10 protein-coding genes are annotated in these 12,406 nt (G+C 58.8%); 4 read left to right on the top strand and 6 right to left on the bottom strand.

The genetic code is table 11. The annotated features are described in order from the left end of the window. Nucleotides 1–272 precede the first annotated feature (272 nt). Nucleotides 273–926 carry a hemolysin III family protein gene (locus Q666_RS48175; protein ID WP_023000058.1) on the top strand — a complete coding sequence of 218 codons (654 nt, stop codon included), beginning with the start codon at nucleotides 273–275 and terminating at the stop codon, nucleotides 924–926. 65 nt (nucleotides 927–991) lie between these two features. Here the strand turns inward: Q666_RS48175 and Q666_RS48170 are convergent, their stop codons facing one another. Then, entirely contained in the window at nucleotides 992–1,729 is a 738-nt protein-coding gene (locus Q666_RS48170) for a L,D-transpeptidase (protein ID WP_023000057.1), read from the bottom strand. Nucleotides 1,730–1,877: 148 nt separating this feature from the next. Between Q666_RS48170 and Q666_RS48165 the strand changes: the two genes are divergently transcribed. After that, entirely contained in the window at nucleotides 1,878–2,945 is a 1,068-nt protein-coding gene (locus tag Q666_RS48165) for a dipeptidase (RefSeq protein ID WP_023000056.1), read from the top strand. Between the two features lie 381 nt (nucleotides 2,946–3,326). Beyond that, complete coding sequence (locus tag Q666_RS64895) at nucleotides 3,327–4,094, top strand: GntR family transcriptional regulator (RefSeq protein WP_161633233.1); 768 nt, start codon at nucleotides 3,327–3,329, stop codon at nucleotides 4,092–4,094. 113 nt (nucleotides 4,095–4,207) lie between these two features. Here Q666_RS64895 and Q666_RS48160 read toward each other — a convergent pair whose 3' ends face one another. From Q666_RS48160 to Q666_RS48140, 5 genes are all read right to left on the bottom strand, one after another. Further along, the gene (locus Q666_RS48160; protein ID WP_035908324.1) at nucleotides 4,208–5,833 is read right to left on the bottom strand and encodes an ABC transporter ATP-binding protein; all 1,626 of its coding nucleotides are present in this window, start codon (nucleotides 5,831–5,833) and stop codon (nucleotides 4,208–4,210) included. A 10-nt stretch (nucleotides 5,834–5,843) separates the two neighbouring features. Continuing rightward, entirely contained in the window at nucleotides 5,844–6,971 is a 1,128-nt protein-coding gene (locus Q666_RS48155) for an ABC transporter permease subunit (RefSeq protein ID WP_031268982.1), read from the bottom strand. Between the two features lie 13 nt (nucleotides 6,972–6,984). Then, nucleotides 6,985–7,908: an oligopeptide ABC transporter permease OppB gene (gene oppB, locus Q666_RS48150; RefSeq protein ID WP_031268981.1), complete on the bottom strand. Its 924-nt coding sequence runs from the start codon at nucleotides 7,906–7,908 to the stop codon at nucleotides 6,985–6,987. Nucleotides 7,909–8,016: 108 nt separating this feature from the next. After that, nucleotides 8,017–9,603, bottom strand: a complete 1,587-nt coding sequence (locus tag Q666_RS48145) for a peptide ABC transporter substrate-binding protein (RefSeq protein WP_023000051.1) — start codon at nucleotides 9,601–9,603, stop codon at nucleotides 8,017–8,019. Between the two features lie 222 nt (nucleotides 9,604–9,825). Next, the gene (locus tag Q666_RS48140) at nucleotides 9,826–10,308 is read right to left on the bottom strand and encodes a BA14K family protein (protein ID WP_023000050.1); all 483 of its coding nucleotides are present in this window, start codon (nucleotides 10,306–10,308) and stop codon (nucleotides 9,826–9,828) included. A 203-nt stretch (nucleotides 10,309–10,511) separates the two neighbouring features. Between Q666_RS48140 and Q666_RS48135 the strand changes: the two genes are divergently transcribed. Further along, a complete protein-coding gene (locus tag Q666_RS48135) occupies nucleotides 10,512–12,323 on the top strand; it encodes an ATP-binding cassette domain-containing protein (RefSeq protein WP_023000049.1) in 1,812 nt (603 codons plus the stop codon). The last annotated feature ends 83 nt before the right edge of the window (nucleotides 12,324–12,406 follow it).

The following is a 12,406-nucleotide window of genomic DNA, read 5'->3' as shown; positions in this document are numbered from 1 at the left end:
TCAGGAAGGATGTATTTGATACCAGTAGTGCCCAATTTTAAAGCAAGTCTGCGAATTTTGGGCAAGCCCGGGGAAATGCGGCCTGCCACCATCAAGCTTTCATAAAACTTTCACGCCATGCTTTAGGGTGTGAAGCCATAAATGGTGCTGAAATGGTTTGAGACCTATTGGCCCTCCTGGGCATTGCGAATTTGCTTCGTCAAATTATCCGCACGTTCAGCTGAGAGGGGTTGGACCACGCAATCGCACTCCGAACGACCGAGGGATACTTGATGCCGACAATCAGACCGCAGACCTTTGCAGAATTCGTCGCCGACGGTGCCGTTCATGTGATCGGCATCTGCCTGGGGCTGACGGCAACCATTGTCCTGGCAGCCACGCTCTGGAACGCGGGTGACCCTGCCCGGCAGGTCACTGTCATGATCTATGCTGCCTGCCTGATGGCGATGCTGATCTGTTCCGCGCTCTACAACATGCTGGCGAAAGACCACAAGACAGGGATCTTGAGACGGCTCGACCACGCGGCCATCTTCCTGATGATCGCGGGCACTTACACCCCCCTGGCGGCAATGATCATCGGCGGATGGACGGGCGGCGTGCTGCTGGCTGTCGTGTGGACCGGTGCGCTGGCCGGGGCCATCGTCAAGCTGGCACATCTGACCGGGCTTGATCGCCTCACTGTCCCCATCTACCTCGCGCTAGGCTGGGTGGTCGTTTTTGCCGTCAATCCGCTGATCGAAAAAGCATCCGCATTCGGGTTCTACATGATCCTGGCGGGCGGGCTGCTTTATACGGTTGGAACAGCCTTCTATGCCTGGAAACGCCTGCCATTCCAGAATGCGATCTGGCACGCCTTCGTACTGGCCGCCGCGGTCTGTCATTTCTCTGCCGTGTTCCACGACGTGGCCCTGATCAGAGCCGCCTGAAACCACTCGACAAAAAAGCGGCACCGACAGGTACCGCCCTTTTCCATTTCCATCAGCGTGACTGCTTAGGCGTCCGCGTTGGGGTCCTTGCTGAGCACGACCACCTTTGTCTGCAGCGGCACGCGGCTGTACAGGTCGATCACGTCCTGCTGCCACATGCGGATACAGCCCGAAGACACACTCTTGCCGATGGAGTTCGGCTGGTTGGTGCCGTGGATACGGTAAAGCGTGTCAGTGGCGCCTTGCCACAGATCCATGGCGCGCGCGCCCAGCGGGTTCTTCAGACCGGGCGGGTAGCCCTTTTCCCAATAACGCTCCAGAGACGGCTTGCGGGCAATCATTTCGCGTGGAGGGCGCCAGATCGGATGAGGCCGCTTGACGCGGATCTTCGCCTCGCCTGACCAGGCGAACCCGGCCTTGCCCACACCGATGCCATAGCGCAGCGCCTTGCCGTTGCCGAGCGTCCAGTACAGGAAGTTGTTATAAGGATCGACGATGATGGTTCCGGGCCGCTCGCGGGTTTTGTACTCCACGATCTGCCGCCAGTACTTCTGGTCGAAATTCTTGTAGTTGATTGCCGGCCAGGTGTAATCGCCATCGGGCCATGCCGCATAGGCAGCCGCATAGTCGAACTGCTCGTCCGGCAGATCGGCCTGATCCGGCAGACCAACCAGCCCGGCGGACTGACATCCTGCAAGGCCGGCTGCCGTAAGCACCAGGCCGGCGGCCAGGAAACCACGCCTGTTCATCGCGCCACCTGCTGGCGAACTGTCAACATCGAGCGGCGAATTGGAACGCTTCATGAGACCTCCACAAATTCTGGCTCCTTCTTGAGACAGGTTTTCAACAGTTGCAAGTCACATTCGCCGAACTGCCTTACATTCTTCAGATGAATCCTTAGATTATTCCCAGCCGACCTTCTCCGGCCCACCCCACACTCAAGGTCCTTCCGTGCAGACAAACGTTTCAAAGTCGCCTTTTCCCGTCTTCGACGGTCACAACGACACACTCCTGAAACTTGAAATCGAGGCCATGAAAGGCACCGAGCGCAGTTTCTTTGACCGCTCGACCACAGGCCACATCGACATGGTGCGGGCGCAGGAAGCCGGATTTGCCGGTGGGCTTTTCGCCATGTTCGTACCGTCCAACCCGGAACAGGACTTCACCCGCCCCTTCAACCCGAAGGACCCTGCCAACTATCAGCCCGTACCGCAGAAGAGCGCGTTTGATTTCACAAAACGTATGCTGGAACGGGCCGAGCAGATCGAAGCCCAGTCGGAAGGCAATGTCGTCATTTGCAGAACGCCGGACGAGAACCGTACAGCGATCGAATCCGGCCAGATTGCCATAAGCCTTCACATTGAAGGTGCCGAAGCCATCGATACCAACCTCTATGCGCTGGAGGAGCTCTACGGCCGCGGTCTGCGCTCACTTGGCCTGGTGTGGAGCCGAGAGAATGATTTCGGATACGGTGTGCCGATGGCGCACCCGGCTTCACCGGATATCGGCCCCGGCCTGACCGGCGCGGGACGCGACCTGGTTCGCGCCTGCAACCAGCTCGGGGTGCTGCTTGATGTGTCCCATCTGAACGAAAAGGGGTTCTGGGACCTGGCGCGCATAACAGAACGGCCGATCGTTGCCAGCCACTCCAATGTTCACAAGATTTGCGAAAGCAGCCGCAATCTGACGGACAAGCAGCTTGATGCCATCAAGGAAAGCGGAGGTCTCGTCGGCATCAATTTCCATGTTGCCTTCCTGCGCAAGGACGGCGGTCATTCGCGTGACACGCCGCTTTCGGTCATTGCCGACCATGCAGCCTATCTGGTTGACCGCCTCGGCGAAGACAGCGTGGCTCTCGGCTCGGATTTCGACGGCTGTGTCCTGCCGCGCGACATCGGCGACGTCACCGGTCTGTCCCGTCTGATGGAAGAGCTCGACGGCCGCGGCTTCAATACACCGGTACTGGAGAAGATCGCCTGGAAAAACTGGATCTCCGCACTGGAGAAAGCTGCCGACTGAACGGGCCTTTCTCGCCTTTGATCAAGATCACTCCGCCCGCCTCGCAAACTTGTTACCATGCGTAAACAGTTAGCGATTGCATTTGTGGACGGGCGGAGAAACAATGCATTTATTGTTATTTTTTGGCAGCCGTCTAAATATTAGATCCGGAATTCCACCTGAACTGCACGTTCAAGACCCACCCTCATCGGTGGCACAAGATGCAGGCAGGTTGCAGTATTCAGGCGGTTGTGCGTGGTTGGCACGTCCCATTGACCGTTCCTTCGCACCAGCGGATGGCCGGATGGAGAAAAAAACGCGAGATTGCAGACGGCGATATTTGTCGGCTGTGGTCTTTCTTTGCGTTGCCATTCAGACGCGATGCCAGTGGGGGGCAGCGACGTGAATGTATTACTTACCGCGGACAGACGTTCGCCGGTTCAAGCGGAAAACAGGGGCAAGCGCGCGCGCAAGTCCGATGCAGTCTATCAGGACCTCAAACGCCAGATCCTGACCGGGGAAATGACCTCGGAAAGCCCGATTACAGAACAATCCCTTGCCCAGGACTATGGCTGCTCGCAGAGTACCATCCGTGAAGCGCTCATGCTGCTTCAGGAATGCGGCCTCGTTGTTCGCCGCGGCTATCAAGGCACCTACGTCACAGATCCGAGCCCGCTAGAAGCCCGTCTGATGCTGAAACTGCGCATCGACATTGAATCGACCGGCGTCGTGGAAGCGGTCAAACATGTCACCAAGGACCAGGTGAACGAACTCTATGACCTTGAAGACCAGTTCGAAGCCTGCCGCGACAAGCGGGACGTGTTCGGCTGTGCCGAGATCGACCGTGCCCTGCATCTGAAACTCTTCAGAATTGCCCGGATGCCCGTTCTGGATCCTATGCTGGTCAGGACCTTCATGATCCTGCAACGGGTCATGCTTTCGAGACCGCGTTCCGAACAGTCATGGACCAGGCCGAATGTGACCCCGCACCGGTCCGTCATCGAAGCGCTGGAAGCTCATGATGTCGATGCGACGCTGACGGCTCTTCGAGCTCATATCCTGTCGAGCGCCGTTTTGCTGGCTCCACACTTTTACGGTACGGATATCGTGGAATTGCAGGACCAGTTCGACGCGTTGCCTGTTCAGGCAGCTGGTTTCAATTGGCGCTAGGGTAAGTTCAACCGACCTTCCCGCTCACACAGGCCGGGAGCCCACAGGGTGCGGGCGGCCAACAGCTTTAGATTGACCGCCCGCGCACCCGAGATGCTTATTGAGGGTTCAACTCAGGCGCTTTCCATCATTTGCTGCTGGGTCAGCATTGCGGCCCCGATCAGCTCCTTGGTGTAATCGCACTTGGGCGCCTCGAAGATCGCGTCGGCGGACCCCGCCTCAACAACCTTGCCACGTTGCATCACCATCACCGTGTCGGACAGCGCGCGCACGACGGCAAGGTCATGACTGATGAACAGATAGGTCAGGTCATGAGCCTTCTGCAGGTCACGCAGCAGTTCCACCACCTGCTTCTGGATCGTCCGGTCGAGAGCCGAGGTCGGCTCGTCGAGCACGACCAGTTCCGGCTTCAGAACCATGGTGCGGGCAATCGCGATACGCTGACGTTGTCCGCCCGAAAACTCGTGCGGATAGCGATTGCGCATGACCGGGTCGAGTGACACTTCCTCAAGTGCCTTGCAGGCACGCTCATCCCGCTGGCGGGCGTTGAGTGAGGGTTCGTGCACCATCAACCCTTCTGAAATGATCTGGCCAACCGTCATACGCGGGGACAGAGACCCGAAAGGGTCCTGGAAGATAAGTTGCATATCCTTGCGAAGCGCGCGCATTTCGGAGCGGTTCTTGCCGGTGATCTGCTGTCCGTGGAACACTACCCGGCCACCGGCCGGCAACAGGTTCAGCACTGCACGACCGAGGGTGGACTTGCCAGAGCCACTTTCGCCGACAATGCCCAGTGTCTGGCCCTTGCGCAGCGAGAAACTGATGTCGTCAACCGCACGCAACACATGCTTGGGCTTCAGGAAACCGGAATCGAGCTCGAATTCCACTTCGACCTTCTGCGCTTCCAGCAGAACAGGCGCGCTGTCCGGCACCGGCAGCTTGTGGCCTGTCGGCTCCGCATCCAGAAGCATCTTTGTGTAGGGATGTGCAGGCCGGGTGAAGATCTGCCCGGTCTCGCCGCTTTCCACCACTTCACCGGTCTTCATGACATAGACCCGGTCCGCGATACGGCGAACGATACCCAGATCATGGGTGATGAAGATCACCGCCATGCCGAGCCGCTTTTGCAGATCCGCCAGAAGGTCCAGGATCTGCGCCTGTGTGGTGACATCGAGCGCAGTGGTCGGCTCGTCGGCAATCAGCACGTCTGGATCGTTGGCAAGCGACATTGCGATCATCACACGCTGGCGCTGGCCGCCTGACATCTCGTACGGATAGGCGTTGATCTTGCGTTCCGGCTCGGGAATGTTGACGAGTTTCAGAAGCTCGAGGGCCTTTGCCTTGGCCGCTTTCCACGACAATCCGCCATGAACGACCATGGGCTCGGCCAGCTGCCGCCCGATGGTGTAAAGCGGGTCGAGCGAGGTCATCGGCTCCTGGAAGATCATGGTGATCTTCGCACCGCGGATCTTGTTGAGCTTGCCCACCGGCAAGCCGAGAATATTCCGGCCTTCGTAGATCACCTCGCCGCGTGTGCGCCCGTTGGACGCCAGAAGGCCCATAGCCGCCATCATGGTCTGGCTCTTGCCCGAGCCGCTTTCCCCGACGATCGCGACGGTTTCACCCGCCTGGACGTGAATGTCGACGCCTTGAACCGCATTGACGGTACCCGTCGCGGTTTCAAAGTCGACCTTCAAATCCTTGATTGAGAGGACCGTTTTCTTGGTTTCGCTGGTCATGGTCTTCTCCTCACCGGTCCTTCGGGTCCAGGGCATCGCGCAGGCCGTCGCCGATGAAGTTCAGCGCAAACAGGGTCGATGTCAGGAAGATGGACGGGAAAATCAGCATCCAGGGAGCCCCTTGCAGATTTCGCGCGCCTTCGGAAATCAACACGCCCCAGCTGGTCATCGGCTCCTGAATGCCGAGGCCAAGGAAGGACAGGAAACTTTCCAGCAGGATCACCTTCGGCACCAGAAGGGTCATGTAGACCACGACCGGACCAAGCGTATTCGGGATGATGTGCCGGCGCACGATACCGCCATCGGCCACACCGAGCGCTTCCGCCGCCTGCACATATTCCTGGCGTTTGATGGTCAGCGTCTGCCCGCGCACGATGCGCGCCATGTCGAGCCATTCCACGGCACCGACGGCGATGAACATCAGGATGAAGTTCCGGCCGAAGAAGACGACGAGCATGATCACGAAGAAGATGAACGGCAGCGAATAGAGGATATCCACGACGCGCATCATCATCTGGTCGACCCGGCCACCGAGATATCCTGAAGTCGCCCCGTAGAGAACACCGATCGATATCGCAACGATGGTCGCCAACAGGCCGATGGTCAGCGACACGCGGCCGGCGATGAAGGTTCGGGTCATCATGTCACGACCATTGGCGTCGGTGCCGAAATAGAAATGCATGAAGTTGATGTCGGCCCTGACCGTTGCAGACTTGTTGTCTGCGGACATGTCTGTCAGCTCGGTATTCCTGAACAGGTCGCTGCGGTCAAAATACAGCACGGATCGGGGATCGATATCCCGACTGGAGGTGACCTTGGCGACAATCGTGTCGCCTTCGCGCTCGAACGCTTCCACGGTCAGACGCGCCCGTTTGGCGGAAGACATGAAGCCGGGCTCGACCTGCTCAGGCTTCGGATAGGCCTCCAGGCTGGCCGGTACCTTCACGTAGTCACGATAGACGGTGTCGTAGTGATGAGGCGACAGGATCGGACCAAGGATCGAGATCAGGCCGATTGTCAGAAGCACGATGATGGAGGCGACCGCCGCACGGTTGGCGAGCAACCGGTCGCGCGCGTCGTCCCACAGGGAACGCCCCTTCGCAGGCGCCCCGGTGGATGATGTTGCAGTGAGGGTCACAGTCGTCTCCTCCTCAGTCGTAGCGCACACGCGGATCGAGCAGCGCATAAAGCAGATCCACGACGAGGTTGAACAGGATAACAAAGCAGGCAACGACAACAACCGTCCCCATGACCAGGGTGTAGTCACGGTTGAGAGCGCCCTGCACGAAGTAGCGGCCGATGCCCGGGATACCGAAGATGGTTTCGATCACGACGGAACCGGTGAGCAGCGCTGCCGCAGCCGGGCCGAGATAGGAAACGACCGGCAGGATCGCCCCTCTGAGCGCATGCACCACCACGATCATGTAGGAGGTCAGCCCATAGGCCCTTGCAGTGCGAACATGGTTGGACCTGAGCGCCTCGATCATCGAGCCGCGCGTCAGACGTGCCACGACCGCGATCTGAGGCAGCGCGAGAGTCACGACCGGCAGCACCCGGTTGACGAACGCCCCGCCATTCCAGCCCCCCACGGGCAGCCAGCCGAGCCACACCCCGAGGATCAGGGTCAGGATCGGCGCAACGACGAAGTTGGGGATCGTGACACCGAGCGTTGCCGCAGCCATGATCGAATAGTCTGCCGGTTTGTTCTGGCGCAGCGCCGCTGCCACGCCCAGGAAACCGCCGACCACCAGAGCCAGGCAGAGCGCGGACAAGCCCAGCTGGATGGAGATGGGAAGACTTTCCGCAAACAGTTCATTGATCGAGAAGTCGCGGAAGTAGAAACTCGGACCGAAATCCAGACGGGCCACGCTCTGCAGGTACAGCAGGTACTGGTTCCACAGGGGCTCGTTGAGATGGTAGATCTTGTTCAGGTTTTCCATCACCTTTGCTTCCAGGGGACGTTCCAGATCGAACGGTCCACCCGGCGCGATGCGGATGAGGAAAAAGGAAATCGTGACAATCAGAAAAAGCGTCGGGATTGCGCCGAGCAATCGTCCGAGGACATATCGGAGCATAGGCTTTGCCTCTGTTTGTTAAACGGCGGTCTTTCGGTCAATCTTGATTGATTGATGCCGCCTTGCAAGAACCGGCAGGGAAGCCCTGCCGGTCTCGATGTTGTCAGGTTATTCGGAGATGCTCATCCAGCGGGACGGATGGATGTTGAGGAGGTTGTCCTCAAATCCTGCCATCTTGTCGGAGACCAGGTTCATGGAACCGTAGTACATCATCGGAATGAACGGCAGGTCCCGCATGAAGAGCTCTTCAGCCTTCTTCAGGATTTCCGCACGCTTCTCCAGATCCACCGTGACGGCCGCTTCGTCCATGAGTGCATCATACTCAGGATTGTTGTAGCGGGCGTAGTTGAAGCCGTCGTTGTCGCTCTCGACCATGAACAGGAAGTTCTGCGGGTCGGAGTAGTCGCCGATCCAGCCGGCGCGGGCGACGTCGAAGTCCTGACGGTCACGCAGCATGGCGTAATGCGTCTTGGTGTCGGTGTTGATCAGCTTGACGTTGACGCCGAGAGGTTTCCACATGTCGGCAATCGCAACTGCCGTATTCTTGTGGTTTTCGGACGTGTTGTAGTTGATCGTCAGTTCGACAGGATTGTCCGGGCCGAAACCGGCATTGGTCAGAAGTTCGATCGCTTTTTCTTCGCGGTCGATCTGGGACATGTCCTTGTAGTCGGCATAGGCCGGTTCACCGTAGTTGCCGATGCCCGGCGGCACGAAGGAATAGCCGGCCACCATGGTGGAGCCCCAGATTTCGTCGGCCAGGAACTCACGGTCAATCGCCATGGACAGAGCCTGGCGGACGTCCGGGTTCTTCAGGACTTCGTCTTCGTGATTCAGGGCGTAATAGTAGGTGCCCAGATACGGCGCCACGTGGAACTGGTCGCCCAGGTTCTCACGCATGAAGGCGACCTGCTCGGTCGGCGCATCGTTGTTGGTGTGCAGCTCACCGGCCTGGAACCGGCGCAGAGCCGCGCCACGGTCTTCGGTCGGATAGAAGAAGACAGTGTCGATCTTCACCTGATCTGCATCATGGAAATGCGGGTTCTTGACCGCTTTCACATGTGCGTTCGGCACGAACTCTGCGAGGGTGAAGGCACCGTTGGTGACGATGTTTTCGGCTTTCACGAAATCGGAGCCGAATTTTTCAACGGAAGCCGGATGGACCGGAAGGCCGGTCTGGTGGCCCAGAAGGTCGATGAAATAAGGCGTCGGGGACTCCAGAGCGATCTCGAGCGTATGATCGTCAAGCGCCTTCACGCCGAGTTCTTCCGGCTTGGCTTCGCCCTTGTTGACCTTTTCGGCGTTCAGGATCGGATACAGAACGTTGGCGTATTTCGCGCCTGTTTCCGGGTTCATGATGCGCTGAAGCGAAAAGACGAAATCGCCGGCAACAACCGGATCCCCATTGGACCACTTGGCATCATCGCGCAGCATGAAGGTATAGGTCTTACCGTCGTCGGAAACCTTCCACTCCGAAGCAACGCCCGGAATGATCTGGCCATCGGCGCCATAGGCAACCAGGCCCTCGTAAAGATCACGCAGGATATGCGCTTCATAGGTTGTGGAGGTCTTGTGCTGATCCAGGGTTTCCGGGTCGGCAGTGTTGCCGCGGTGGTAGACCACCTCTGCAACCGCAGTAATAGATGTAGCAGCCATCAAGGCAGCCGCAAGCGCTGTCACACGCATGGACTTGAACATATCGCTCTCCCCTCTTGGGTTATAGTTGAAGCAAATGGAACGATGGGTCACAAGATTCCACGCTCTTTGCGAGCAATCAAGCATCCCCCAACGGCACATTTCGACCTTAGTCGCAAAAAGGCGATGTTTTTGCTTGTTTTTAAACGAAACCGGAAAATTTTTCCGTTGTTTTACTCGGCGGTCAAATAATTTGACCTCAACACGCGCAATTATGTTTCAATCCTAGCGGCAAAATCGATATTTTCCACTATGAGCCAGATACATGCCCGTATCAGGGTTGAAAGACTTGAATTTCCGCGCGCAATAGGCCGTCCACTGAGGGGTAAAAGGAGCCAGTCCAGTCTTGGTATAGGGGACACGCTGCGGTTGTCCACGATAGCGCGGCGGGTTCACATAGACCCGCGACCGGTAGGGATAGGCCCGCATGTCGTAGGGGTGGTAATAGTAAGGTGCGCCATAGGGACGGTAAGGCGGGCCGTAAAGACCATAAGGTGCGTAGAAGGCACCGCCGCGATACCCACGATTGCCGAAACCGAAGCCGATACCGACACCATTGAAATAGATCCCGTCGGCACGTGCGGGCGATGTGCCGGTCAAGCCGGCGACTGCCCCGGCCAGACACACGGCGACAGCGGCAAGACAGATCCGAAACCGCTTGCGGGCAAGAGAGCCCCTTTCGCGTTTCGCCAGGTTCAGGTCAGACATGATGCTCTCTCCTGTCGGCGCACGCCCCGCGCCTGTTGGTCGCCCCTGTCCACACGCTGCCCAGAATAACGCATTCGGGCACCAAAATCTCTCAGATCAAGATCAAAAATGCTGGGCGTTCTTTCCGGGCCGCTTGCGCGGTTCACGCGCGGCCAGTAAACCGGGCGCCGATCCGACATTCCGACCGGGAAAACAAGACCCTCATGGCTCCACCGCTGCTGACACTTCGCGACGTTCATCTGACCTTTGGCGGCACGCCACTTCTTACCGGTGCCGAGCTTTCCGTTTCCGAAGGTGAGCGCATGTGCCTTGTCGGCCGCAACGGCTCCGGCAAGTCGACCCTTTTGAAGATTGCTGCCGGCATGGTGGAGATGGACAAGGGCGAACGCTTCTTCCAGCCCGGCCGCACGGTGCGCTATCTCCCGCAGGATCCGGACCTTTCCGCCTATGCCTCCACACTGGAGTATGTCAATGAAGGCCTGACCGAGGGCGACGATCCCTATCGCGGCGCTTATCTTCTGGAAGTCCTGGGCCTTAGCGGCACGGAAGACCCGAAGTCCCTTTCCGGCGGCGAAGCCCGCCGAGCTGCCCTCGCCCGGACGCTCGCCCCCGAGCCGGATATTCTGCTGCTCGACGAGCCAACCAACCACCTGGACCTTCCCGCCATCGAATGGCTGGAACAGGAGCTCAAGAGCCTGAAGTCCGCCCTGGTGCTGATTTCCCATGACCGTCGCTTCCTGGAAAACCTGTCGCGCACCACTGTCTGGATCGACCGCGGTGTCGCCCGCCGGCTCGACAAGGGCTTTGCCCACTTCGAAGCCTGGCGCGACGAGGTGTTCGAGCAGGAAGAGGTCGACCAGCAGAAACTGGCGCAGAAGATCAAGCGCGAAGAGCACTGGATGACCTACGGTGTCACCGCCCGGCGCAAGCGCAATATGCGGCGCGTGCGCGAGCTTGCCGACCTTCGCAAACAGAAGCGGGAACACCGCGGGCCTCAAGGCACCGCCAAGCTTGCTGCCACGGATGCCGAAGTTTCGGGCAAGCTGGTGATCGAAGCCAAAGGCATTTCCAAGACCTATGGCGACCGTGCCATCGTCAAGGACTTCTCGACCCGCATCCAGCGCGGTGACAGGATCGGTTTTGTCGGCCCGAACGGCGCCGGCAAGACGACGCTTCTGAAGATGCTGACCGGCGAACTGGAACCGGACACGGGCACGACACGGCTCGGCACCAACCTGGAAATGGTCACACTCGACCAGAAGCGCGAGAACCTGAACCTCAACGACACGCTGTCCTCGGTCCTGACCGGCGGGCGCGGCGATACGGTGGTGATCGGCGACGAGACCAAGCATGTCATGTCCTACATGAAGGACTTCCTGTTCTCGCCGGAACAGGCCCGTACGCCGGTGGGGGTGCTGTCGGGCGGTGAACGCGCCCGCGCCATGCTCGCCCGGGCACTGGCCAACAAGTCGAACCTGATGGTGCTCGACGAACCGACCAACGACCTCGACCTTGAAACGCTCGACCTGCTGCAGGAACTGCTGGCCGACTATCCCGGCACGGCCCTGATCGTCTCGCACGACCGCGATTTTCTCGACCGGGTGGCAACCTCCGTGATCGTCTCGGAGGGCGACGGCCTGTGGCGTGAATATGCCGGTGGCTACACCGACATGCTGGCACAGCGCGGCGAAGGCGTGACCGCCCGCAAGGCCGACAAGGCAGCGCCCGTGAAGAAGGAAAAGCCTTCCGCTCCAGAGGCTTCGCCGCAAAAGCCTCAGGCAAAATCAAAACTGAGCTTCACCCAGCAGCATCTTCTGAAAACCCTGCCGGACACGATCGAGAAACTTGAAGCACGCCTTGAAACGCTTCAGGCGGAAATGAACGACCCGCAGCTCTATGTGAAGAACCCTGACAAATTTGCCAAGATATCCCAGCAAATAACTGATCTCACGAATGAAAAGGATGCTGCGGAAGAGCAGTGGCTGGAGCTGGAAATGCTGAACGAGGCGGGTTAGGCAAGCCGTTCGGCACATCAACTTCAGAAATTGATTCAACTCTGGGACCGCCCTGCTCTGCACTCCGGCACCGCGATTAAGTG

The sequence above is a fragment of the Labrenzia sp. C1B70 genome (genome assembly GCF_000475395.1).
Lineage (GTDB): Bacteria > Pseudomonadota > Alphaproteobacteria > Rhizobiales > Stappiaceae > Roseibium > Roseibium algicola.
This window is presented reverse-complemented; position numbering and strand designations above follow the sequence as displayed.

Bases quoted from the DNA above. Each gene is read 5' to 3' on its own strand.
- oppB (WP_031268981.1), bottom strand. From the start codon at position 7,908: ATGCTCCGATATGTCCTCGGACGATTGCTCGGCGCAATCCCGACGCTT.
- Q666_RS48145 (WP_023000051.1), bottom strand. From the start codon at position 9,603: ATGTTCAAGTCCATGCGTGTGACAGCGCTTGCGGCTGCCTTGATGGCT.
- Q666_RS48160 (WP_035908324.1), bottom strand. From the start codon at position 5,833: ATGACCAGCGAAACCAAGAAAACGGTCCTCTCAATCAAGGATTTGAAG.
- Q666_RS48140 (WP_023000050.1), bottom strand. From the start codon at position 10,308: ATGTCTGACCTGAACCTGGCGAAACGCGAAAGGGGCTCTCTTGCCCGC.
- Q666_RS48175 (WP_023000058.1), top strand. From the start codon at position 273: ATGCCGACAATCAGACCGCAGACCTTTGCAGAATTCGTCGCCGACGGT.
- Q666_RS48135 (WP_023000049.1), top strand. From the start codon at position 10,512: ATGGCTCCACCGCTGCTGACACTTCGCGACGTTCATCTGACCTTTGGC.
- Q666_RS48170 (WP_023000057.1), bottom strand. From the start codon at position 1,729: ATGAAGCGTTCCAATTCGCCGCTCGATGTTGACAGTTCGCCAGCAGGT.